Annotated in this window: 16 protein-coding genes, 1 tRNA gene, 2 pseudogenes and 1 riboswitch; of the genes and pseudogenes, 14 read left to right on the forward strand and 5 right to left on the reverse strand. The window is 69.0% G+C overall.

Going from position 1 to position 20,058, the window contains the following annotated elements:
* Nucleotides 1-34 precede the first annotated feature (34 nt).
* The 4 genes and pseudogenes from ABZS66_RS06490 (at nucleotide 35) to pknB (ending at nucleotide 6,479) form a co-directional block, all read left to right on the forward strand.
* Nucleotides 35-1,489 carry an FtsW/RodA/SpoVE family cell cycle protein gene (locus ABZS66_RS06490; protein ID WP_354755868.1) on the forward strand — a complete coding sequence of 485 codons (1,455 nt, stop codon included), beginning with the start codon at nucleotides 35-37 and terminating at the stop codon, nucleotides 1,487-1,489.
* Nucleotides 1,486-3,003 (forward strand): penicillin-binding transpeptidase domain-containing protein, encoded by a 1,518-nt coding sequence (locus tag ABZS66_RS06495; protein ID WP_354755760.1) that lies wholly within the window; start codon nucleotides 1,486-1,488, stop codon nucleotides 3,001-3,003. The genes ABZS66_RS06490 and ABZS66_RS06495 overlap by 4 nt, the downstream gene beginning before the upstream one ends.
* Before the next feature lie 15 nt (nucleotides 3,004-3,018).
* Nucleotides 3,019-3,834: pseudogene (locus tag ABZS66_RS06500) on the forward strand (serine/threonine-protein kinase); the annotation flags it as partial.
* 914 nt (nucleotides 3,835-4,748) lie between these two features.
* Nucleotides 4,749-6,479: a Stk1 family PASTA domain-containing Ser/Thr kinase gene (pknB, locus tag ABZS66_RS06505; RefSeq protein ID WP_354755870.1), complete on the forward strand. Its 1,731-nt coding sequence runs from the start codon at nucleotides 4,749-4,751 to the stop codon at nucleotides 6,477-6,479.
* 559 nt (nucleotides 6,480-7,038) lie between these two features.
* Here pknB and ABZS66_RS06510 read toward each other — a convergent pair.
* The 4 genes from ABZS66_RS06510 to ABZS66_RS06525 are packed head-to-tail and all read right to left on the reverse strand — an operon-like array spanning nucleotide 7,039 to nucleotide 9,707.
* Complete coding sequence (locus ABZS66_RS06510; protein WP_354755762.1) at nucleotides 7,039-7,683, reverse strand: aminodeoxychorismate/anthranilate synthase component II; 645 nt, start codon at nucleotides 7,681-7,683, stop codon at nucleotides 7,039-7,041.
* A gap of 11 nt (nucleotides 7,684-7,694) precedes the next feature.
* Nucleotides 7,695-7,916, reverse strand: a complete 222-nt coding sequence (locus tag ABZS66_RS06515; protein ID WP_354755764.1) for a hypothetical protein — start codon at nucleotides 7,914-7,916, stop codon at nucleotides 7,695-7,697.
* A gap of 5 nt (nucleotides 7,917-7,921) precedes the next feature.
* Complete coding sequence (locus ABZS66_RS06520) at nucleotides 7,922-8,893, reverse strand: class E sortase (protein ID WP_354755765.1); 972 nt, start codon at nucleotides 8,891-8,893, stop codon at nucleotides 7,922-7,924.
* 4 nt (nucleotides 8,894-8,897) lie between these two features.
* Nucleotides 8,898-9,707, reverse strand: coding sequence for a DUF881 domain-containing protein (locus ABZS66_RS06525; RefSeq protein ID WP_354755872.1), 810 nt, complete (start codon nucleotides 9,705-9,707; stop codon nucleotides 8,898-8,900).
* 130 nt (nucleotides 9,708-9,837) lie between these two features.
* Here ABZS66_RS06525 and ABZS66_RS06530 point away from each other — a divergent pair, with 130 nt between their 5' ends.
* The 5 genes from ABZS66_RS06530 (at nucleotide 9,838) to ABZS66_RS06550 (ending at nucleotide 16,796) form a co-directional block, all read left to right on the forward strand.
* The gene (locus tag ABZS66_RS06530) at nucleotides 9,838-10,122 is read left to right on the forward strand and encodes a cell division protein CrgA (RefSeq protein ID WP_354755767.1); all 285 of its coding nucleotides are present in this window, start codon (nucleotides 9,838-9,840) and stop codon (nucleotides 10,120-10,122) included.
* A gap of 169 nt (nucleotides 10,123-10,291) precedes the next feature.
* Nucleotides 10,292-12,439, forward strand: a complete 2,148-nt coding sequence (locus ABZS66_RS06535; protein ID WP_354755768.1) for a (Fe-S)-binding protein — start codon at nucleotides 10,292-10,294, stop codon at nucleotides 12,437-12,439.
* Nucleotides 12,440-12,920: 481 nt separating this feature from the next.
* On the forward strand, nucleotides 12,921-14,249 hold the full coding sequence (locus ABZS66_RS06540; protein ID WP_354755770.1) for a hemolysin family protein: 1,329 nt from the start codon (nucleotides 12,921-12,923) through the stop codon (nucleotides 14,247-14,249).
* Entirely contained in the window at nucleotides 14,242-15,288 is a 1,047-nt protein-coding gene (locus ABZS66_RS06545; RefSeq protein WP_354755771.1) for a hemolysin family protein, read from the forward strand. The genes ABZS66_RS06540 and ABZS66_RS06545 overlap by 8 nt, the downstream gene beginning before the upstream one ends.
* A 376-nt stretch (nucleotides 15,289-15,664) precedes the next feature.
* A riboswitch (cyclic di-AMP (ydaO/yuaA leader) is annotated at nucleotides 15,665-15,798 on the forward strand.
* A 29-nt stretch (nucleotides 15,799-15,827) separates the two neighbouring features.
* Nucleotides 15,828-16,796: an NlpC/P60 family protein gene (locus tag ABZS66_RS06550; RefSeq protein WP_354755773.1), complete on the forward strand. Its 969-nt coding sequence runs from the start codon at nucleotides 15,828-15,830 to the stop codon at nucleotides 16,794-16,796.
* Between the two features lie 62 nt (nucleotides 16,797-16,858).
* Here the strand turns inward: ABZS66_RS06550 and dcd are convergent, their stop codons facing one another.
* Entirely contained in the window at nucleotides 16,859-17,437 is a 579-nt protein-coding gene (dcd, locus tag ABZS66_RS06555; protein ID WP_354755775.1) for a dCTP deaminase, read from the reverse strand.
* Nucleotides 17,438-17,542: 105 nt separating this feature from the next.
* Between dcd and ABZS66_RS06560 the strand changes: the two genes are divergently transcribed.
* From ABZS66_RS06560 to ABZS66_RS06580, 5 genes and pseudogenes are all read left to right on the forward strand, one after another.
* Complete coding sequence (locus ABZS66_RS06560) at nucleotides 17,543-18,049, forward strand: pyridoxamine 5'-phosphate oxidase (protein ID WP_354755777.1); 507 nt, start codon at nucleotides 17,543-17,545, stop codon at nucleotides 18,047-18,049.
* Between the two features lie 9 nt (nucleotides 18,050-18,058).
* Nucleotides 18,059-18,129: transfer RNA gene (locus ABZS66_RS06565), tRNA-Gly, on the forward strand.
* Nucleotides 18,130-18,262: 133 nt separating this feature from the next.
* Nucleotides 18,263-18,649, forward strand: coding sequence for a hypothetical protein (locus ABZS66_RS06570; RefSeq protein ID WP_354755779.1), 387 nt, complete (start codon nucleotides 18,263-18,265; stop codon nucleotides 18,647-18,649).
* 2 nt (nucleotides 18,650-18,651) lie between these two features.
* Nucleotides 18,652-19,334 (forward strand): annotated as a pseudogene (locus ABZS66_RS06575) (nucleotidyl transferase AbiEii/AbiGii toxin family protein).
* Nucleotides 19,335-19,604: 270 nt separating this feature from the next.
* Nucleotides 19,605-20,033, forward strand: coding sequence for a cupin domain-containing protein (locus ABZS66_RS06580; RefSeq protein ID WP_354755780.1), 429 nt, complete (start codon nucleotides 19,605-19,607; stop codon nucleotides 20,031-20,033).
* Nucleotides 20,034-20,058 lie beyond the last annotated feature (25 nt).

Below are 20,058 nucleotides of genomic sequence, written 5' to 3' on the forward strand. Positions count from 1 at the left end.
CCCGTCGCCCGCCAACCCGGGCGACGGGTCGGCCGTGTCCGCGCCGGCCCGGCAGGGCACCCGCCGCAACACCGAGCTCGGCCTCCTGCTGTTCGTCGCGGTGATCCTGCTGGTCTACGCGGCCGTCGTCGAGGGCAACGCCATCGGCGAGGTCACGCCCGACTTCTGGGTGCAGATCGCGGTGCTGGCCGTCATCTTCGGCCTCGCGCACATGGCGATCCGGTTCCTCGCGCCGTATGCCGATCCGGTGATCCTGCCGGCGGTCGCGCTCATCAACGGGCTGGGCGTCGCGTTCCTGCGGCGCCTCGACCTGGCCCGGGTCAAGGCGCCGGAGCGGGCCGAGCTGAGCGTGTTCGGCGGCGACGGGTTCCGGCAGCTGGGCTGGACGGCGGCGGCCATCGTCGGCGCGGTGGTGCTGATGGCCATCGTGCGTGACCACCGGTCGCTGTCGCGGTATGCGTACACGCTCGGCCTCACCGGCATCGTGCTGGTGCTGATCCCGGCGGTGCTGCCGGCGCGGTACTCGTCGATCAACGGCGCCAAGCTGTGGATCAAGTTCCCGGGCTTCTCGATCCAGCCCGGTGAGTTCGCCAAGATCTGCCTGCTCGTCTTCTTCGCGTACTACCTGGTGCGCAAGCGCGAGGTGCTCTCGCTGGCGAGCAAGCGGTTCCTCGGCATCGACTTCCCGCGCGGTCGTGACCTCGGTCCGGTCGTCGCGGTCTGGCTGATGTCGCTGCTGGTTCTGATCTTCGAGAAGGACCTCGGCACCTCGCTCATGTACTTCGGCCTGTTCGTCGTCACGCTGTACATCGCCACCGAGCGGGTCAGTTGGCTGATCATCGGTCTGGGCCTGTTCTTCGGCGGCGCCTTCCTGGCGTACTTCCTGGGCAAGGCCGTCGGCGGGCCGTTCCTCAACTTCTCCGAGCGCGCCACCACCTGGCTCGACCCGTTCGCCGACGCGGACAACAAGGGCTACCAACTGGTGCAGTCGCTGCTCGGCCTCGGTACCGGCGGCCTGACCGGGGCCGGCCCGGGCGCGGGTCAGCCGACCAAGGTGCCCGAGGTGCGCACCGACTTCATCTTCTCCGGCATGGGCGAGGAGATCGGCCTCTTCGGCCTCACCGCCCTGCTCATCGTCTACCTGCTGATCGTCGAGCGGGGCCTGCGGGCCGCGATCAACGTGCGCGACTCCTTCGGCAAGCTGTTCGCCGGTGGCCTCGCGTTCACCATCGGGTTGCAGGTGTTCGTCATCGTGGGTGGCATCAGCCAGCTGATCCCGCTGACCGGGCAGACCACGCCGTTCCTCTCGGCGGGTGGCTCGTCGCTGGTGGCCAACTGGCTGCTGATCGGTCTGCTGCTGCGCATCTCCGACGCGTCGCGGCGCCCGGCCGGCGGGTCCCCGTCGGTCAACCTGGGCGGCGTGTCCACCGGCGGTGGCGGCGGCGCCCCGGTCCAGATCAAAGAGCTGCCCACGGAGGTTGTGCGATGAACGCCCCACTGCGCCGGGTCGGTGTCGTGGTGCTGGTGCTGTTCGCGATGCTGTTCGTCAACCTGAACTACCGCCAGGTGGTCAAGGCCGACGACTACCGCGAGAACTCGCGCAACGGCCGCGTCCAGGCCAGCGAGTACGAGCGGGCCCGCGGCAAGATCGTCAACGCCCAGGGCATCGCGGTGGCCGACGCCCAGGAGACCGGCGACTCGCTGAAGTTCCTCCGGACGTACCCGCTGGGGGCCCAGTACGCGCACGTCCTCGGCTACAAGCCGGTCAACCTGGCGGCGACCTCGCTGGAGAAGCTCAACAACGACTTCCTCGTCGGCACCTCCGACAAGCAGGCGGCCGACCGGATCGCCGGGCTGTTCACCGGCGAGAAGCCGGCCGGCGGCAACGTGCTGCTGACGATCTCGAAGTCGGCCCAGGAGACGGCGTACACCCAGCTGGGGAACAACAAGCTCAAGGTGAAGAGCGGCGCGGTCGTCGCGCTCGACCCCTCGACCGGCGCGGTGCTCGCCGAGGTGTCGCTGCCGAGCTACGACCCCAACCTGCTGAGCACCCACGACACCAACGCCGCCCTGGCCAACTACAAGAAGCTCGAGGCCGACCCGGGCAAGCCGCTGCTGAACCGGGCCGTGTCGGACATCTACCCGCCGGGCTCGACCTTCAAGGTCATCACCTCGGCCGCCGCGCTGACCGCGGACTCGTCGCTCACGCCCGACTCGGCCGTGCAGGGTGGCGAGTTCTACCAGCCGCCGCAGACCTCGTCGTTCCGGATCAAGAACGCCCACGAGGGCATCTGCCCCGAGAGCATCACGCTCAAGCAGGCCCTCACCGTCTCGTGCAACACCGTCTTCGCCCGGATGGGCGTGGAGCGGATCGGCGCCGACAAGCTCAAGCGGATGGCCTCGGACTTCGGGTTCGAGTCGGAGCCGAAGTACATCGAGGACCAGGACCGCAACTACTGCGGGATCGTCGCCAGCCACACCGGTTCGATGACCGCCCAGAACGGTGTCGTGGATCCGCCCGCCGTTGCTCAGTCGAGCATCGGACAGCGAGAGGTGAAGATGTCTCCGCTGCAAGGGGCGATGATTGCGGCGACGGTTGCCAACGGCGGTCGCGAGATGCGGCCGTACGTGGTGGACCGTCTGCAGAATGCCGACCTCTCCAACGCCGACCGCACCGAGCCCAAGGAGATGGGCCGCCCGATCAGTGGCGACGTCGCCGCCAAGCTGCAGGAAATGATGTTCAGCGTGGTCACGTCCCGCGACGGCACGGGCCGCAGCGCGAACATCTCCGGCTTGCAGGTGGGTGGTAAGACCGGAACCGCGGAAGACGGTGAAGATGCGCAGGACCACGGCTGGTTCATCGGCTTCGCACTGAAGGACGGCAAGCCGATCATCTCGGTCGCGGTCTTCCTCGAGAACGCTGGCAAGGGTGGCAGCGCCGAGGCGGCTCGCATTGCCGGTCAGGTCATGAAGGCATACGCGGACGAAAAGGGCATCAAATAACATGAGGTGCGCGACATGTTGAGCGCCGGCACCGTATTGGGCGGGCGCTACCGCCTGGACGAGCGCATCGCCGGCGGCGGTATGGGTGACGTGTGGCGCGGCACCGACGAGGTGCTGGGCCGCATCGTCGCGATCAAGGTCCTGCTGCCCGCACTGCTGGAGGAGCCCGGCTTCGCCGAGCGCTTCCGCGGCGAGGCGCGGACGATGGCCACCATCAACCACCCGGGCGTCGTCGACATCTACGACTACGGGAGCGAGAACGGCACCGCGTTCCTGATCATGGAGTACGTGGAGGGCGACGCGCTCTCCCGCACCCTGTCCCGGGTCGGCCGGCTCACCCCCGCGCGGGCCATGGCGCTCATCGCGCAGGCCGCCGACGCGCTGCACGCCGCGCACGAGAAGGGCATCGTCCACCGCGACGTGAAGCCCGGCAACCTGCTCGTGCGGCCCAACGGCACGCTGGTGCTCACCGACTTCGGCATCGCGCGCTCGGCGGCCGTCGCCCAGCTGACCGCGGCCGGCTCGGTGCTCGGCACCGCCTCGTACATCTCGCCCGAGCAGGCCTCGGGCCAGCAGGCCACACCGCTGTCCGACGTGTACGCGCTCGGCGTGGTCGCCTACCAGTGCCTGTCCGGCCAGCGGCCGTTCGAGGGCGAGAACCCGCTCGAGATCGCCATGCGGCACGTGCGCGAGATGCCGCCGCCGATGCCGGGCGACATCCCGCCGCCGGTCGTCCAGCTGGTCGAGCGGGCGATGGCCAAGGACCCGGCCGCGCGCTGGCCCAGCGCCGCCGCGCTCGCCCAGGCCGCTCGCCGGGTGTCGCAACAGCTCGGCGGTGGCACGGCCACCGGCCCGGCGGTGCCGCCGCTCGGCCCGCCCGTCTCGGGCGCCCCGATCGCGCCGCCGGTCTCCGGCGGCCCCTCCTACGGACAGCCGACCTCCGGCTCGCCGATGTCCGGCCCGCCGATCTCCGGCGGCCCGGTGTCGCCCGGCGCGGGCGGCACCCGGATCATGCCCGGCGGCCTTCCGCCGCTGCCCGGCCAGCAGCCGGCCGGCGTGGGCGGGCATCAGGCCCGCGGCGCCGCCGGTGTGCCGCCACCGCCGCCGAGGGGTGACACGGCCACGTTCATGGGTGGCGGCTACGACGGTGGATACGACGCCCCGCCGCCGGCCCCGACCCCCGGCGGTGCCGGTGGGCGCTCCGGCGGGCGGAACAACCTGGTCGTGGCCGGGATCGCGGGCATCGTACTGCTGGTGCTGATCGGCATCGGCGGCCTGTACTTCGCCACGAAGGGCAACGACGACCCGAACAAGGTCGGCAGTGGCGAGACGACCGCGCCGCCGACCAGCGCCGCGGCCCCGACGTCCGCCAAGCCGACCGGCAAGGTGGTCAACGTGGACTGCGACAGGATCAAGGGCAAGCCGCAGGCGCTCGAAAAGGGCAAGCTCGAGCGGCAGAAGCTCAAGGTCAAGGTGGTTCCGGTCGATTCGGACCTGCCGATCCCCGGCACGATCATCGACGTCACCCCGTGCGGTGACCAGCCCGAGGGCACCGAGATCACGTTCACCGTGGTCAAGAGCGCGGGCGGCCCGCCGCGGAACAACAATTCCAGCTCGGCGCCGGCGCCCGGGAAGTCGGACGACAACGAGCCGTCGGCGGACCCGAGCGCGAGCAGCTAGATCGGAATGGGTTCTCGTCGCAAGACGTGGCAAGGTAAGAGTCAATGACCGAAGGACGACACGACATGACCGCCCAGCCGCGCCTCCTCGGCGGCCGTTACCAGGTCGGGGAGCTGCTCGGCTATGGCGGCATGGCCGAAGTGCACCGAGGTCGTGACCTGCGACTCGGCCGCGACGTTGCGATCAAGACCCTCCGGACCGACCTCGCCCGCGACGCGACGTTCCAGTTACGGTTCCGCCGGGAGGCGCAGAACGCCGCCTCCCTCAACCACCCGGCGATCGTCGCTGTCTACGACACGGGTGAGGAACGCGGTCCGGCGGGCGAGGAACTGCCGTACATCGTCATGGAGTTCGTCAACGGCCGCACCCTCAAAGAGGTGCTGGCGGCCGAGGGCCGGCTCATGCCGCGGCGGGCGCTGGAGATCACCGCGGACATCTGTGCCGCGCTGGAGTTCAGCCACCGGCACGGGATCATCCACCGCGACATCAAGCCGGGCAACGTGATGCTCACGCAGACCGGCCAGGTCAAGGTGATGGACTTCGGCATCGCGCGGGCCCTGGCCAGCGGCGCGACGACGATGACCCAGACGTCGGCGGTCATCGGCACCGCGCAGTACCTCTCGCCGGAGCAGGCCCGCGGCGAGCCCGTCGACGCGCGCAGCGACGTCTACGCGACCGGCTGTGTGATTTTTGAGCTGCTCTGCGGCCACCCGCCGTTCGTCGGTGACAACCCGGTCTCGGTGGCGTACCAGCACGTCCGGGAGGATCCGCGCCCGCCGAGCACCAGCAATCGCGATGTCACGCCCGAGATCGACGCCGTCGTGCTCAAGGCGCTGGCCAAGAACCCGCTCAACCGGTACCAGAGCGCCGCCGAGATGCGGGCCGACCTCATGCGGGCCGCCGCCGGTCGTCCGGTCTCCGCGCCGCCGGTGCTGACCGAGGACGAGATGGCGGCCGTGATGGCGACGCAGGCCGCCTACCGGCCGCCGCCCGCCTCGCGCCAGCCGTCCCGGGCCGCCGCGCGGCAGAAGCGCAAGGGATCGACCGGCATCGTGGTTGCGCTGACCGCGCTCGGCCTCCTCGCGGTGGCCGCGCTGTCGATCGGGCTGTACCTGGCCAACCAGGACCCGATGGTGCGGGTGCCGAAGCTGGTCGGGAGCACTCAGGCCGAGGCGGCCAACGCACTGCGCCAGTCCAACCTGGAGGGCGACCCGCACGCCGGCCCGAACGAGAACTGCGTGGCCGGCGTGGTCACCAACCAGGAGCCGAAGCCGGACACCGAGGTCAAGCAGGGCACGCAGATCGACTACGACGTCTGCGGCGAGCCCACGCTGCTCACGGTGCCGGGGTTGTCGCGGCTCACCAAGGACCAGGCGACCAAGCAGCTCGAGGGCATGAACCTGACCGTGGTCGCCGAGTCCCGCGACGGTGTCGAGCCCAAGGACGAGGTCATCGGCAGCGACCCGCAGCCGGGCACGCAGGTCAGGCCCGGCTCGACGATCAAGATCTTCGTGTCGAAGAACAACCAGGCGAACGTGCCTGATGTGTCCGGTAAGACCCCGGATCAGGCCGAAGCGCTGCTGCGGTCGTTCGGCTTCACCAACATCGACACGGAAGAGACCGAGGTCAGCGACCAGTCGAAGGACGGCGTCGCGATCAACACCAACAAGGCGGCGAACAAACCGGCGCTGAAGACCGACCGGATCGTCATCCGGATCGGCAAGTACGACAACCCCAACCCGGGCAACTCCGGCTCACCGAAGCCGAGTAGCAGCGCTTCGCAGGGTAACGGCTGATCGACTACTACCGTGTGTGCCCTGTGGATAACTGACTAGTTATCCACAGGGTTGTGCACAGGCGGGTTTGGTTGGCAGCCCCGCGGCGGCCGGGTTGTCGTGGGCGCCGCGTTGCCGAACCGCCGATCACGGCGCGCGTTCTCATGATCGTGGGAAACATCTGGCTGCCATGGCGACCAGAAGTTTCCCTTGATCATGGGCAGCGCGTCCGTGATCACGGTTTGCGCAACGTGATGCGAACGCCCGGACCGTCGTTGGTCGTGGAGTCATGATCGATGGCGAGCTTTGGCTGCTATGACAGCCAGAAGTCGCCATCGATCATGAAATCGGTCGAGTTGATCGCCAGTTTCGCGTGCAAGGCGCAGCCCGCACGCGGGCCGCCGTGGACGCGGGCCGCCGTAGGCGCGGGCGGCCGCGCGGACTTCAGGTCGCCGGGGTTCTTGGCGCGACGGCGGTGGCAGCGTCCGTGGCGCCGGGGCGGATGCACCGGCGGCACGAGCGGTGTCTGGCGGGAGCGACGGTCGTGCGTTGCGCGGACCCGAGTCCCTGAATTTTGCTTTTACGCGAACGCGGCGATTCTGCGGGCCTCGACCTCGGCCACCAGGTCCGGGGCGCGGTCGAGGGCCTCGGGGAGGCCGCAGGTGGCGAGCCAGTTGGCCAGCATCTGGTGGCCGCCCTGCGTCAGGACGGACTCCGGGTGGAACTGGACGCCCTCGATCGGGAGCTCGCGGTGGCGCATCGCCATGACCACGCCGGACTCGGTTCGGCCGGTCACCTCGATCTCCGGCGGGAGCGTCTCCTCGATCACCGCCAGGGAGTGGTACCGCGTGGCGATGAACGGGTCGGGGAGGCCCGCCAGGACGCCCTGGCCGGTGTGGCTGACCAGGGACGTCTTGCCGTGCAGGAGCTCGGGGGCGCGGGTCACCGTGGCGCCGAAGGCGGCGCCGAACGCCTGGTGGCCCAGGCAGACGCCGAAGATCGGCAGCTTGCCGCCGTACTCCTTGATGACGTCCATGCAGATGCCGGCGCGCTCCGGTGTACCCGGGCCCGGTGAGAGGAGGATGCCGGCCGGGGCGGTCGCGCCGACCTCACGGACGGTGATCTCGTCGTTGCGCCGCACGTCGCAGTCGACGCCCAGCTGGCCCAGGTACTGGACCAGGTTGAAGACGAACGAGTCATAGTTGTCGATGACGAGCACGCGCACTGGTCGGGTCCCTAGCTCGGTAGCACTTGCGGGGCGGTGGTGGAGGGTGCGGGGGCGGGGCTGTCCCCTGTCGTCGTCTCGACCTGGACGTCGTCGAAGGGCAGCAGGGGCTCGACCGCGGGGAAGAGTTGGTACCACAGCAGTGCGCCCGCCACTCCCGCGAGCACCAGCGAGACCAGCGCCTTGAGCTGCCACCGCTTGAAGGGGATGTGCCGCCAGATCCATCCGTACATGCCCGTCAGCCCTTCAGTTCGGCCGGGTCGCCGTCAGCGACCGGCTGGGAGCGGCGGAGGGAGGCGTGCACGACCAGGCGCTGGTAGTTGTTGTACTTCGGGTTGCACGTGGTCATGGTCAGCATGGCGACGTCCGGTGTCTGGCCCGGTTTGTTGGGCACCGGCGCCACGACCTGGACGGCGGTCGGCAGGACGATCTCGCTGCTGGTGACGCGGTAGATGTACCAGGTGTCGGCCGTCTTGACGATCACCGGGTCGTCGGGCCCCAGGCGGTCGAGGTCCCACCAGATGGCCGGGGTGCGGTGGCCGGCCATGGAGAAGTTGCCGAGCTGGCCGGGCATGGCCGTGTCGGGGTAGTGGCCGGGCGCGTAGCGGATGTCGGCCGGGGTCACGCCCTGCACGACGGCCCACTTCTTCTTCAGGCGCGGGATTTGCACGGAGGCGATGACGGCGCCGTTGGACGGCTTGGCCACCGGGCCCGACGGGGCGACCGTCGGCGTGGTCTGCGGTTCCGCGGCCCACTGCTGCTCCAGCTGCCGGTTGAGGTCGTCCTGGTGGGCGTCGACGATGGCCGACTTGCCCCAGACCTCGTAGGCGGCGAACAACAGGACGATCAGGCCGAACGTGATCAGCAGCTCGCCGGTGCCGCGGCTGACCGCCCGCGCGACCGAGCCGACCGTGGTCCTCGTGGATTCGGAGTGCACGCTGCGATAGCCCTCCTCGGTACGGACCGGTCGCAGCGGGACGATCTTGACAGCGTTCTCGGTGTGCGGCTCGCGCGGTGGTTCCGGCGTCTCGTGAGGGGTCGGCGGATCTGTAACTTTCGGGAGGACGGTGGTGGCCGGCTCCTCGAGCACCTGCTGCTTCGCGGGGTGGTCGATGCGGGGGATGACCGCGGTCGCGTCGTCGGGTGGCACGAGGGGCATCAGGCGCGTCTCGATGTCGTCCTGGTCGAGGGCGCGATGGCGGCGGTCCATCGCCCTACGACCCGGCGCGGGCCGAGTGCAGTGCGGTCGACCCGTCGTATGCCCTGGCCTGCACGTCCGCCTCCAAACGCACCTGATAGCCGAGCCCGAAGGTGTCGGCGGCCTCCCGGAACAGCCGCACCCCCTCGGCGTCGTCCAGCGAGCGCTGCAGGCGAGCCTGCTCACCGATCGCGGCGATCTCGAAGGGGGGCGAATAGACCTGCCCATCGAGCAGCAGGGTGTTGCCCACGCAGCGTACCGCGCTCGTAGCGATCACCCGGACACCCATGAGCGTCATGGCCTCCGCGCCGCCGGCCCACAGGGCGTTGACCACGGCCTGCACATCCTGCTGGTGGACCACCAGGTCGTCGGGCGTGGCGCCGGCCGGGCGGCTGCCGTCAGGGCGGCGGGGCGCGTCGTCGAGGACGACCACCAGACCCGGGCCGTGCACGGCGGTCAGCCCGGCGGCAGCCTGCTGGTCGTTGCCGCGCCGGCGCTGCTCGTCCACCTGGCTGTCGGCGCCGGCCTGCTGCTGCTGTTGCTGGTCGATCTCGGCCCGCAGCCGGCCGGCCCGCTCCCGGTCGGCGGCGATCTGCTGCTTGCGCTCGCTGATGAGGTTGGTCAGCTCGGGCCGCCGATCCTCGCGCAGATCGGTGCCCTGGGCGGTGGCGGCGGACAGTGAGAACAGCATCCCGGCCACCGCAAGGACCACCGGCGTCAGCACTGACCAGGCAAAACTTCGCTTCCGGTCACGGCGTGGCAGCATAGCGCGACCGAGGCGGCGCAGCGCCCGCGACCACGAGGAGCCGCCGGATGTGTACTCCACCACGCCCCCTCCCCGCACGCGCGTGCCGACTTGACTACGCTAGTCGGAGAACATTATTCAGGCCGACGCTGGCGGAGGTGGCGGCGTCACATGGATAGTGTTGGCCAGACGACCCCTCCAGGAGAGCGCCGTGCCGAAGTCGACAGTTCGTAAGAAGAAGGTGTACACCGCGCCTGCGGAGTTGCGCCCTCAAGAAACGGCGGCCGCCCGGCGGCGCCCCAGCCCCGTGTGGGTGCCGGCGATGGCGGTGAGCTTCGTCGTGATCGGCATCGCCTGGCTGGTGACGTACTACCTGACGCAGGGCTTCTTCGACGTGGAGGCCTTCTCCGCGCTGGCGAAGCTGGAGTACTGGAACCTGGCCATCGGGTTCGGCTTCCTCGTTGCGTCGCTCGCCGTTTTCTCGAAGTGGCGTTGAGCTGACCGTTCGCCTGAGGGGCGAATGTGTCACAACTTGCGGTGTAGGCCTCCAGCTTGCGCCGCCGGTGTCCTAGCGTTTGCTGCGACCAACCTCACGTTACTCGCGGGTAACACGGGGTCTATGGTCAAGCAGAGCTTTGGCACCGGCAGCGCGTTGGAGGCACCGCATGGGCCCAGTGCAGATCGTCGCTACCTCCGTGGCGGCGGCTATCACCGTCGTCGCGGTGGTCCTCGTTGTGCGCACCGTGCGGCGCATGATCTCGGTGGTGCGGATCGGCCAGCCCGATCCGACCCGCGGCGGCGACCGGGGCCTGCGCTTCAGGACGATGCTGGCCGAGACCCTGGGCCACACCAGGATGCTGCGCTGGACCGTCGTCGGTGCGGCGCACTGGTTCGTGATGATCGCGTTCATCGCGCTGTCGTCGCTGGTGCTCGAGGCGTACTTCGAGGTCGCCGTCCCCGACCACGGTCTGCCGCTGATCGGCGCCTGGAACGTCTACGGGCTGGTCACCGAGTGGATCGGCGTGCTGGGCTTCGTCGGGATCCTGGTCCTGATCGGCATCCGGCTGCGCAACCTGCCGAGCAACCCCGAGCGTCGGTCCCGGTTCACCGGGTCGACGATGTGGCAGGCGTACTACGTCGAGTACACGATTCTCGCGGTCCTGCTGTGCGGGTTCTTCATCCGCGGGTTCAAGGCGGCCAACGACACGCTCGAATGGCCGGTCTGGGCGGCGCCGGTCAGCCACGGCCTCGGATCGCTGCTGCCGGAGAGCGCGGCGGCCGTCAGCCTGGTCGCGATGGTGAAGATCATCGTGTCGATGACCTGGGTGATCGTCATCGCCAGCAACATCACGATGGGCGTCGCCTGGCACCGCTTCCTGGCATTCTTCAACATCTACTTCAAGCGCACCCCCGGCCGGCCAGGCTCCGGTCTCGGTGCGCTGCGGCCGATGATGAGCGAGGGCAAGCCCCTCGACTTCGAGGAGGCCGACCCGGAGAAGGACCAGTTCGGCGTCGCGCAGGTCGAGCAGTTCAGCTGGAAGGGCATGCTCGACTTCACCACCTGTACCGAGTGCGGGCGGTGCCAGTCGCAGTGCCCGGCCTGGAACACCGGCAAGCCGCTCTCGCCGAAGCTGCTGATCCTCAACCTGCGTGACCACGCCTACGCCAAGGCGCCGTACCTGCTGGGCGGGGGCGGCAAGACGCTCACCGGCGACGAGAAGGCCACCCAGGAGCAGCTCGCGAAGATCGACGTCCTCGCGCTCGCCGAGGCCGAGCGGCCGCTCATCGGCGGCGCCGACGAGCTCGGCGTGATCGACCCCGACGTGCTGTGGTCGTGCACCACCTGCGGCGCGTGCGTCGAGCAGTGCCCGGTCGACATCGAGCACGTCGACCACATCGTCGACATGCGGCGGTACCAGGTGCTCATCGAGTCGAACTTCCCGACCGAGGCCGGCGTCATGCTGCGCAACCTGGAGAACAAGGGCAACCCGTGGGGCGCGGCCCAGTCGACCCGCGACGACTGGACCAAGGGCCTCGACTTCGAGGTGCCCAACGTGGCCGACGGCGGCGACTTCGAGTACCTCTTCTGGGTCGGTTGCGCCGGCGCCTTCGAGGACCGGGCCAAGAAGACCACCCGCGCGGTGGCGACGCTGCTCAACGAGGCGGGCGTCAGCTTCGCGATCCTGGGCCAGGGCGAGACCTGCACGGGCGACCCGGCCCGCCGGATCGGCAACGAGTTCGTGTTCCAGATGCTCGCCCAGCAGAACGTGGAGACGCTCAACGACGCCGGCGTGAAGAAGATCGTGGCCACCTGCCCGCACTGCTTCAACACGCTCAAGAACGAGTACGGGCAGCTCGGCGGGGACTACGAGGTCATCCACCACACGCAGCTCCTCGCCCAGCTGGTGGCGACGGGCAAGCTGACGCCGGTCCAGCCGCTGGACGGCTCCATCACGTACCACGACCCGTGCTACCTCGGCCGGCACAACCGCGTGTTCGCGCCGCCGCGGGAGGTGCTGGGCGCTTCCTCGTCGGACGGCCTCGTCGAGATGGACCGGTTCGCGGAGCGCTCCTTCTGCTGCGGCGCCGGTGGTGCGCGGATGTGGATGGAGGAGCGGATCGGGAAGCGGATCAACGTCGAGCGGGTCGAGGAGGCGCTGTCGACCGGGGCGAAGACGGTTGCCGTGTCCTGCCCGTTCTGCCTGACGATGCTCGGTGACGGGGTCACCGGCAAGAAGTCGGCCGGGGCGGCGCCGGATGACGTCGAGGTCGTCGATGTGGCGTCGGTGTTGCTGCGGGCGGTGCGCTCCTAGCTGCTACCGCCCGCCGATCGGGTTCTCGTGTGATGCGTCGGCGCGGTCGAAACGGCGATCAAGCGGCCCCGACGGCGATCAACGCTTGCGACTTCATGATCGTGGGAAACATCTGGCTGTCATAGCGACCAGATGTTTCCCTTGATCATGGGCGGGTCGGGCTTTGCCGGAGGGTGGCGGGCGCCGCGGAGGGTGCGGGCGGCGGTGGCCGGGCGCGGGCGTAGCCCGCGGGTTCGTGGCGGGACGCGGGTGGCAGCGTCCGTGGCGCCGGGGCGGATGCACCGGCGCCACGAGCGGTGTCTGACGGGAGCAACGGACCACAGGTTGCACGGACCGGAGTCAGAAAGATCAGCGGCTCATCGGCGAGTGTCGGTTGGTCGCGGCGGCACCGGTACGATCGCACTGGCCGAACCGCAGGTCGAGGCGCCTTCAGCAGGCCGAGGGTTCACGTGGAACAATTCGGCGGACACCTGAAGGGACCATGCTCACCACACTGTTGCCCCTGCTGGCCTTCGCGCTGCTCACCGCGGCGAACGCCGGGTTTGTTGCCGCCGAGTTCGCTCTCGTCACCGTTGACCGGGCCGAGATCGACCAGCAGGCGGCTGCCGGGGACCGGAAGGCTCGTACGGTACGGCAGGCGCTGCGGGAGCTGTCGTTTCAGCTGTCCGGCGCGCAGCTCGGGATCACCATCACCGCGCTGCTCGCGGGGTACCTGGCCGAACCCGCGCTGGCGCACATCTTCGAGCCCGTCATCCGGCCGATCTTCGGTGGGATGACGCAGACGGCCGGGCACATCATTGCGCTGCTCGTGGCCACGTTGATCTCGATGCTGTTCGGTGAGCTGGTGCCGAAGAACGCGGCGCTCGCCAAGCCCATGCCGGTGGCGCGGGCCACCGCCGGGCCGCAGCGGATGTTCTCGCGGCTCTTCAAGTGGCTGATCGGGGCCCTCAACGGGACCGCCAACTGGGTGGTGCGCCGGTTCGGCGTCGAGCCGCAGGAGGAACTCGCCAGCGCGCGGTCGCCCGAGGAGCTGGGGCTGCTGGCGGCGATCTCGGCGCAGGCGGGTGCGCTGCCCAAGGAGACCGCTGTGCTGCTGCAGCGGACGATCCGGTTCGGTGACAAGCGGGCGGCCGAGGCCATGACGCCGCGGGTCGACGTGGTGTCGCTGCGGGCCGACGTGACCGTTGCCGATCTGCTCGCCACCTCGGTGCAGACGGGATTCAGCCGGTACCCCATCTACGTGCAGACGCTCGACCAGGTGACCGGCGTCGTCACCGTCACCGACGCGCTCGGTGTGCCGCCCGTGCGGCGGCCCACGACCAAGGTCGGGGCGGTGGCGCGGGAGCCCGTGTTCGTGCCGGAGAGCCTCGACCTCGACGGGGTGCTCGAGGCGCTGCGGAAGGCGGGGTCCTCGTTCGCCATCGTCGTGGACGAGTACGGCGGGACCGACGGGGTGGTCACCGTCGAGGACCTGGTCGAGGAGCTGGTCGGTGAGATCGCCGACGAGCACGACATCGAGGACGAGCCGACCACGGCCCACGGGATGCCCGACCTGACCGCGCCCGGCGACGAGCGGACCCTCCTTGTCGACGGTGTACTGCGGGAGGACGAGCTCGCGGAGCAGACCGGCTTCCGGATGCCGGAGGGGCCGTACGAGACGCTGGCCGGCTTCCTCATGGCCCGGCTCGGTCACATCCCCACGGTCGGCGAGACGTGGAACGAGGACGGCTGGGAGTTCACCGTCGTCGAGGTGGACCGGCGCCGCATCGAGCAGGTGCGGGTCGTACGCCCGGAGGTGGTCGATGACTGAGCTGCTGATCACGGTCCTGTTGCTGCTCGGCAACGGGTTCTTCGTCGCGGGCGAGTTCGCGCTCATCGCGTCGCGCCGCACGGTGGTCGAGCCGATGGCCGCCACCTCGCGGCGGGCCCGGATCGCGCTGCGCGCCATGAACGAGATCCCGCTGCTGATCGCCGGCGCGCAGCTCGGCGTGACGATCTGCTCCCTCGGGCTCGGTGCGCTCGCCGAGCCGGCGCTGGCCCACGGGCTGGAGGGGCCGTTCCACTCGCTCCACGTGCCCGAGCAGCTGATCCACCCGGTGGCGTTCATCCTGGCCCTCGGCGTGGTGGTGTTCGCGCACACCGTCGTCGGCGAGATGGTCCCGAAGAACCTGACGCTCGCCTCGCCGGAGCGGGCGGTGCTGTGGCTCGGCCCGCCGATGTACGCCTTCTGCATCGCCACCAAGCCCCTGCTCGTGGCGATGAAGTGGGCGTCGCGCACGATCCTGTCGCTGTGGCGGATCGAGACGACCGGCTCGGTGAAGACCGTGTTCACCGCCGAGGAGCTGGCCGGGCTGGCCGCGCAGGCGACGACCGAGGGGCTGCTCGCCCCCGAGGAGCACGCCCGGATCGCCGGCGCCCTCGCGCTGAGCCGGCGTACGGCCCGCGACGCGCTGCGGCCGTGGGCCCAGGTGACGACCGTGGCCGAGGACGTGTCGCCGGCGTCGCTGGAGGTGCTCGCCACCCGCACGAACCGCTCCCGCTTCCCGGTCGTCGACCGCGCGTCCCGGCGGGTGCTCGGGTTCGTCCACGTCAAGGACGTGATCGGGTTCGTCGGGCCGCAGCGGCGGGCGCCCATCCCGCCCGATCTGGTCCGGCCGCTCGGGATCGTCCCGCCGACCCGCACGCTGGCCGAGCTGCTCCTGGCCATGCGCCGCGAGCGGCAGCACATCGTGCTGGTCAGCGACGGGCGGGTGCCGATCGGCGTGGTCACGCTCGACGACGTGCTCATGGCCGTCGTCGGCGAGCCGGTCAAGGACGAGTATCACTCGACGGCCGGAGCCGCGCGCTGATCACCCCTTGCGCCGGTTTCCCGCCGCGGTGTGAGCTCCTCGTCAACCCTTCAGAAAACTTCCAAGGGCGCCAATGTTATTCGAATAGGGTTCTCGGTCGGTGACGGTCAGTTCACGTCGGCGCCGAGTTGTGTGTTCATTCGGTGACTCCCTGCTCACGGTGGCTGTGGATGGTGCCGTCACTGTCGATAGTGGGCTCGGAGTCCCTCTGTATTGGCGGTAAGGGGAACGATCAGTTCGCCGCGCAATTGATGACGTGTTCGTCACTCGGGGCGCGTGATTTTCCGAACAAATCGGACACATGCTTGAACCTTTGGTCTCGCCGCCATAACGTGAATTCTCGTCGGATGGATGTCCGCGCCCACCATGGTCGCGCCAGACGGCACCGCCGAGTCGATATCCGAGCCGGGGACCCATGTGTCCAATCGGGGTGAATCCGCGAGATTGCGGTAGGGCGAACTTCCCGCCCGAACCCGTCAGCTAACCCGGTAGGCGGCCATGGAAGAAGGAGCAGCTCCTCGGTGGACAACCATCTGAGGTTGACGAAACGCCTGGTCCGCGTTCTCGCCGTCACCCTTGGTGGTCTGTCGCTCGCCATCGGTGTCACCGGTCTCGCTCAAGCGGAACCGACGCCGGCTGAGCTCGAAGCGCAGATCGACCAGAAGTGGAACGAGATCGAGCCCGTCATCGAGCAGCACAACCAGCTCAAGGGTGAGCTGAACGCCAACAAGGCCAAGCAGAAGGCGCTGCAGGACCAGATCGCGCCGCTGCAGGCGCGGGTCGACGAGACGCTGACCCGGGTGTCGAGCTTCTCGGTCATGCAGTACAAGACCGGCCGCTTCTCCAGCTTCAACGCGCTGATGACCACGGGGTCGCCCGACACGTTCGCCGAGCAGCTGATGATGCTCAACATGATGGCGAAGGACGAGGCGGCCAAGGTCCAGGACGTGCTCGTCGCCAAGAAGGCGCTCGACGAGCAGAAGAAGCCGCTCGACGAGCTGATCGCCAAGCAGGTCGAGCAAGAGGCCACGATGGCCGTCAAGGAACAGCAGATCAACGCCGAGATCAAGTCGCTGAACGACCTGCGCGTCAAGGCGTACGGCAGCACCGGCGGGCTCGGCACCCTGCGTCCGGTGGCCTGCCCGCAGTCGTACGACGGCAGCCCCGGCGCGAAGGCGGCGCAGGTCGCCTGCCAGCAGATCGGCGACCCGTACATCTGGGCGGCCGAGGGCCCGAACAGCTTCGACTGCTCCGGCCTCACGCTCTACGCGTGGAAGCAGGTCGGCTACTCGCTGCGGCACTACACCGCCTGGCAGTACTCGGACACCAAACGGGTCGCCCGGGCCGACCTGAAACCCGGCGACCTGGTCTTCTTCTACGGCGACCGGCACCACGTCGGCCTCTATGTCGGCAACGGCTGGATGGTCCATGCGCCGACATCCGGCGACCGGGTGCGGATGAAGAAGATCGACGACGGGCCGATCAACGGGTACGGCCGGGTCGTTTGAGCCAAGGGGTGGGTCTTCGGGCCCACCCCTTCTTTATTGGGTCGGCTTCATTGGGTCGGCCTTCATTGGGTCGGCCAGGTGCGCCAGTTCTGCCACGAGCGGCTCGGGGTCGGGCCGCGCTGGCCCTGGTACCGCGAGCCGTAGACCGCCGAGCCGTACGGGTGCTCCGACGGCGACGAGAGCCGGAAGATGCACAGCTGGCCGATCTTCATACCGGGCCACAGCATGATCGGCAGGTTCGCCACGTTGGAGAGCTCCAGCGTCACGTGGCCGGAGAAGCCGGGGTCGATGAAGCCGGCCGTCGAGTGGGTGAGCAGGCCGAGGCGCCCCAGGCTGGACTTTCCCTCCAGCCGGCCGGCGAGCTCGTCGCCGAGCGTGATCACCTCGAGCGTCGAGGCCAGCACGAACTCGCCCGGGTGCAGCACGAAGGGCTGACCGTCCCCGACCTCGACCATTGAAGTGAGATCATCCTGTTGTACCGCTGGATCGATGTGCGTGTAGAGATGGTTGTTGAACACGCGGAACCATCGATCGAGCCGCACGTCGATGCTCGACGGCTGGACGAGTGCCCGGTCGAACGGCTCCAGCGTCAGCTGGCCGTCTTCGAGCTCTTTGGCTAGGTCGCGGTCGGAGAGCAGCACTGTACGACCTTACGTGACCTGGCCTGCGGCGCTCGTCGTCGCCTCTTTCGGTCGCTCTTTCTGGAAACCGCGTTGATCGAACATGTGTTCGAGTACATTTGGTGTATGGCAACGTGGGCAGACTTCGCCGCGGCCGAGCCACTGCTGGCGACGGCCATTCGCACGCTGGTGTGCCAGTATGGTCCGGGCCTGGGGTACCTCGCCACGGTCCGCCCGGACGGCGGCCCGCGCATCCACCCGGTGTCACCGGTGATCACTTCCGACGGCCTGTTCTGCTTCGTCCTGCCGTCGCCGAAGCGCCACGACCTGGACCGCGACGGCCGGTACTCGCTGCACAGCTTCCCGGGCACCGACTCGGACGACGAGGCGTACCTGTCGGGGCGAGCCACCCGGGTGACGTCAGACGCCGTGATCGCCGGCCTGGCCCGGGAGATGCGAGCGGCGCCGGGGTTGGACTGGAAGCTGTACGAGCTGACGGTGGACGTGGCGATGCTGGTCCACCACGACACCGCAACGACGTCGACGCGCACGGTCTGGAAGGCTCGCCCCGACCACATCCCAAGAGCGAGACACAATGCTCCGTGCGAAGCGGCCGTTGATTCGGTACAGTAGGCGTCGCTCGCGGGTGTAGTTCAATGGCAGAACATCAGCTTCCCAAGCTGACAGTGAGGGTTCGATTCCCTTCACCCGCTCGGACCTAGGGGCCCTCTGTTCGCGGAACGCGCGAACCGGGGGTCCTCGCCATTTTCCCTGGGGCCCGAGCCCCAGACCCCACGGTGGGTGGCGGCTCGCCGTCGGGTTGGTCGCGGCCGTGGGGTGGTTTACTTGGGCTGGACGGTCGCGGCGTTGGGGGTCGTGGTGGACATGGACGATGCGCGGGCTCCGCTGGGGTCGCGCTATGCCGATCAGCGGCCGTACGTCGTCGTTGATGACCTGGCCGAATTGCACGGGCCGACCAGCGGTGAGGCTCGGCTCGACCGGCGCTTGAACTGGTCTGGGCGGGCCGTGTACGACCTCGATAACCCGCGACGGCTGGCCAGCATGTATGAGACGGTCCTCCGCGAGGCCACTCGCGTCGAACAGCTTCAGACGTGGCTGGACGGACCCGCCCTCGTGCGGCTGTGGTCGTCGCTCGTGCTGCCGCCGCAGGTCAGGCAGCTGTGGGAACGCCGGTTCCCGCAGCTCGCGAACGAGAGCCGGTCCGCTGCGTAGTGATGCGCGACCAGGCTCCGACGCATCGCCGTTTGGCGCGGATCGGGTTGCAAGCCGGCGGCCCCTATGGGTTCGCCTTGGCCGGCGGCCATGCGGTTGCCGCGCACGGCTCTTGCAGCGCCCGAGCGAGGACGTCGACCTTTTCGCCGACTGGCAACGGCGTGCCGATTTCCCGGCCGCCGTCGACGAGGTGATTGCGGCCTACGGGGCAGCCGGGTATGACGTGGAGATTGACCACCGCACTGAAACGTTTGCCCGGCTGTACCTCACCGACCCGACCACTCCCAGCGAACAGCACCGTGTTGAGTTGGTCGCAAACTGGCGCCTTCAACCGCCGGTCCAGATGGACATCGGGCCCGTGCTGCACCCGGACGACGTCATGGCTGGCAAGGTCGACGCCCTGTACAACCGCGCTGCCGCTCGCGACTTCCTGGACATCGATGCCGCGATCACCGGTGGTTCGTACACATTGGAGCGACTGTGTCAGCTCGCTGAGGCCGTTGACGCCGGATTCGACCGCGCCACGTTCGAGCAAATGCTGCGCTACGTCCAACGCTTCGACGACGACGATTTCTCCGAGTACGGCGTCAGTCCCGACGAGGTCGCGGCGCTACGAGTACGTGTCGACGAGTGGCGCAACCAACTGACGGCCGGCGGAGTCGCCGGGCCATTCGCGGGCCATTAAGCCGGGCAACGGCTGGCCGCTCCAGGCCGACCAGGTCTGCGCCACGCTGCGGACAACCGGCGTCTCGGTTCGAACCTGTCCAGTTCCCAAGCTGACGGTGAGGATTCGATTCCCTTCACCCGCTCGGACCTAGGGGCCCTCTGTTCGCGGAACGCGCGAACCGGGGGCCCTCGCCATTTTCCCCTGGGGCCGATGTGGGACGTCAGGCTCCGGCGGGGTTTGGCTGCCGGTGGAGCAGGGCAGGGGCGGGGCGACGTCAGGGGGTCGACGATGGCGCGTGCCCATCAGCCGGATCAGGCCGTCTTCCGGGCGGTCCTTCCGGAGGAGATCGACTGGCAGCCGTTCCCGGCGTTTCCGCCGTCAGCTCGGCTCGCCGTCGTGGTTGGGCATCCGGCCGCGGCTGGGCCTTACGTGATCAGGGTCAAGGTGCCCGGCGGGGTCAAGCTTATGCCGCACCGGCATCCGGAGGATCGGGTCTACACGGTCATGTCCGGGGTCTTCTACATCGGGCTGGGGGAACAGTTCGACGGCGACAAGTTGGAGGCTTATCCGCCCGGTGCCGTCGTGGTGCTGCCCGGTGGTACAGCTCATTTTCATTGGGCCAGATCCGGTGAGTACGTCACCCAGGTGACGGCGGTGGGGCCGCTTGGGCTTGAGTACGTCGACCCGGCCGATGACCCGCGAAGCGCAGGAAAATAGGGGGAGGGCGCCGTTGCCCTCCCCC

Source organism: Dactylosporangium sp. NPDC005572, from assembly GCF_040605515.1.
GTDB lineage: Bacteria > Actinomycetota > Actinomycetes > Mycobacteriales > Micromonosporaceae > Dactylosporangium.

Excerpts from the sequence above, each read along its gene's own strand:
- ABZS66_RS06495 (WP_354755760.1), top strand. The coding sequence starts at position 1,486 with ATGAACGCCCCACTGCGCCGGGTCGGTGTCGTGGTGCTGGTGCTGTTC.
- pknB (WP_354755870.1), top strand. The coding sequence starts at position 4,749 with ATGACCGCCCAGCCGCGCCTCCTCGGCGGCCGTTACCAGGTCGGGGAG.
- ABZS66_RS06515 (WP_354755764.1), bottom strand. The coding sequence starts at position 7,916 with ATGTACGGATGGATCTGGCGGCACATCCCCTTCAAGCGGTGGCAGCTC.
- ABZS66_RS06520 (WP_354755765.1), bottom strand. The coding sequence starts at position 8,893 with ATGGACCGCCGCCATCGCGCCCTCGACCAGGACGACATCGAGACGCGC.
- ABZS66_RS06535 (WP_354755768.1), top strand. The coding sequence starts at position 10,292 with ATGGGCCCAGTGCAGATCGTCGCTACCTCCGTGGCGGCGGCTATCACC.
- ABZS66_RS06540 (WP_354755770.1), top strand. The coding sequence starts at position 12,921 with ATGCTCACCACACTGTTGCCCCTGCTGGCCTTCGCGCTGCTCACCGCG.
- ABZS66_RS06545 (WP_354755771.1), top strand. The coding sequence starts at position 14,242 with ATGACTGAGCTGCTGATCACGGTCCTGTTGCTGCTCGGCAACGGGTTC.
- ABZS66_RS06560 (WP_354755777.1), top strand. The coding sequence starts at position 17,543 with ATGGCAACGTGGGCAGACTTCGCCGCGGCCGAGCCACTGCTGGCGACG.
- ABZS66_RS06580 (WP_354755780.1), top strand. The coding sequence starts at position 19,605 with ATGGCGCGTGCCCATCAGCCGGATCAGGCCGTCTTCCGGGCGGTCCTT.